The sequence below is a fragment of the Mesorhizobium japonicum MAFF 303099 genome, assembly GCF_000009625.1.
GTDB classification, from domain to species: Bacteria; Pseudomonadota; Alphaproteobacteria; order Rhizobiales; family Rhizobiaceae; genus Mesorhizobium; species Mesorhizobium japonicum.
In genome coordinates, this window is the sequence record NC_002678.2 from 2,752,501 (window position 1) to 2,755,000 (window position 2,500).

General features: G+C 55.8%; 1 protein-coding gene, 1 tRNA gene and 2 rRNA genes (2 of these 4 running past the window's edge). All 4 read right to left on the reverse strand.

Features of this window, described 5'->3' with window-relative positions:
- A protein-coding gene (locus MAFF_RS14450) for a type II toxin-antitoxin system ParD family antitoxin (protein ID WP_010911659.1) crosses the window boundary here: on the reverse strand, positions 1–166 show its 5' portion. 101 nt of this gene lie to the left of the window's left edge; the window shows 166 of its 267 coding nt (coding positions 1–166); it begins with the start codon at positions 164–166; the stop codon falls past the left edge of the window.
- Between the two features lie 491 nt (positions 167–657).
- Positions 658–734, reverse strand: a tRNA-Met gene (locus MAFF_RS14455).
- A gap of 243 nt (positions 735–977) precedes the next feature.
- Positions 978–1,092 (reverse strand): 5S ribosomal RNA (gene rrf, locus MAFF_RS14460).
- A gap of 157 nt (positions 1,093–1,249) precedes the next feature.
- A 23S ribosomal RNA gene (locus MAFF_RS14465) occupies positions 1,250–2,500 on the reverse strand (it continues 1,598 nt past the right edge of the window).

The following is a 2,500-nucleotide window of genomic DNA, read 5'->3' on the forward strand; positions in this document are numbered from 1 at the left end:
GGCGCCCCGGGATTTCCTCGCGCAGCCATCTCTCCCGCTCCGCCTCGAAATCCTCGAGCATGCGCAGGCCGGCGCGAACAACCTCACTGGCATTGTTGTAACGACCTGATTCGAGCTGCTTCCTAATGAATCTCTCATAGTGCTCGTTCAGAGCGTAGTTGGGCATGGTGACCTCTGGAAAGAATGTCGATCATAGGAAGATGGCAATAGATGTCACCTATTGCCAGAATTAGCCGATTCGGCCGCACTCTGCCTTTGATTCGGATTATTCCGCTTGATTCGGCACAACCGAGTATCGCCTCAACTCCGGTGACCCGGCACGATCGAGGAAGCGGGCCTGCGGTCGACAGTTCTCGTCATGCAGGCGGGACGACGAGCATCGAAGTCGGCTGAGAAAAGAGGCCCGCCGACCAAATTCATTTGGCTCTCGCTGTTCGCCTCGGCCGTGCGTGTGAGTGCTTCCATGTCGCCCAAACGCAAACGGCCCGCTGGTTGAGCCATGCGGGCCGATTTGATGTTTGGTTTTGGGGGAGGCTTTGAGTTTTCTGCCCGGCGGCATTGGCCTGGGCGGCTTGCGGGGGGCTGATGAGGGTTAAGGTTGCCGGCACCCCCAGCAAAAAACAAAACGGCCCGCTTGAGGCGGGCCGTTTTTGGATTTGGTTGCGGGGACAGGATTTGAACCTGTGACCTTCAGGTTATGAGCCTGACGAGCTACCGGGCTGCTCCACCCCGCGTCACCTCTCGGCAAGCGTTTGCTTGCTGATCTAGGCAAGCGTTTGCTTGCTGATCTAGGCAAGCGTTTGCTTGCTTAGGGCGTAAGCGCAAGCCTACGAATAGGCTGGCCTACAGATAGGTAGATGGCTCACCAAATGAAAGGGCCGCTTTCGCGGCCCGTGGTTTCCCGATTGGCGGGCCAGTTCGTAGAGAGAAGATTTCACTCCATCCGATTGGATGTGAGTTCAACGTGCGTTTAGCAGACCTGGCAGCGACCTACTCTCCCGCGTCTTGAGACGAAGTACCATCAGCGCTGGAGCGTTTCACGGCCGAGTTCGGAATGGGATCGGGTGCAGCCGCTCCGCCATAACCACCAGGTCGGCAAAACGCACGTTGTTCGAGAAGCTTTTGAGCGAATAGCCAATAGGGAGTATCGAATAGGGAAGTCCCTAGTCTTGCGCTCTCTCTGAGCTGTTCGCTGGTCTTGTTGTGCCTTCATCGTCCCGATTGGGAGTGATGAGCATAAGGAATGAGAACGATCAAGCCGATCGAACTATTAGTACCGGTAAGCTTCAAGCGTTGCCGCTCTTCCACACCCGGCCTATCAACGTGGTCGTCTTCCACGGTTCTCAGGGAATACTCGTTTTAAGGTGGGTTTCCCGCTTAGATGCCTTCAGCGGTTATCCCGTCCGGATATAGCTACCCTGCTATGCGGCTGGCGCCACAACAGGTCCACCAGAGATCCGTCCATCCCGGTCCTCTCGTACTAGGGACAGATCCTTTCAATATTCCTACACCCACGGCAGATAGGGACCGAACTGTCTCACGACGTTCTGAACCCAACTCACGTACCGCTTTAAATGGCGAACAGCCATACCCTTGGGACCTGCTCCAGCCCCAGGATGCGATGAGTCGACATCGAGGTGCCAAACAACCCCGTCGATATGGACTCTTGGGGGTCATCAGCCTGTTATCCCCGGCGTACCTTTTATCCGTTGAGCGATGGCCCTTCCACGCGGGACCACCGGATCACTATGACCGACTTTCGTCTCTGCTCGACTTGTCAGTCTCGCAGTCAGGCAGGCTTATGCCATTGCACTCAGCGAACGATTTCCGACCGTTCTGAGCCCACCATCGCGCGCCTCCGTTACTCTTTAGGAGGCGACCGCCCCAGTCAAACTACCCACCATACATTGTCCCGGACCCGGATAACGGGCCGCGGTTAGACATCCATAGTAATAAGGGTGGTATTTCAAGGGTGGCTCCACCTGAGCTGGCGCCCAGGTTTCAAAGCCTACCACCTATCCTACACATGCCACTACGAATGCCAATGTAAAGCTATAGTAAAGGTGCACGGGGTCTTTCCGTCTAACCGCAGGAACCCCGCATCTTCACGGGGAATTCAATTTCACTGAGTCTATGCTGGAGACAGCGGGGAAGTCGTTACGCCATTCGTGCAGGTCGGAACTTACCCGACAAGGAATTTCGCTACCTTAGGACCGTTATAGTTACGGCCGCCGTTTACTGGGGCTTCGATTCAGAGCTTGCACCCCTCCTCTTAACCTTCCAGCACCGGGCAGGCGTCAGACCCTATACGTCGTCTTGCGACTTCGCAGAGCCCTGTGTTTTTGATAAACAGTCGCTACCCCCTGGTCTGTGCCACCCTCCTCCACTTGCGTGGAAAAGGGTCACGCTTCTTCCGAAGTTACGCGTGCAATTTGCCGAGTTCCTTCAGCATAGTTCTCTCAAGCGCCTTGGTATACTCTACCAGACCACCAGTGTCGGT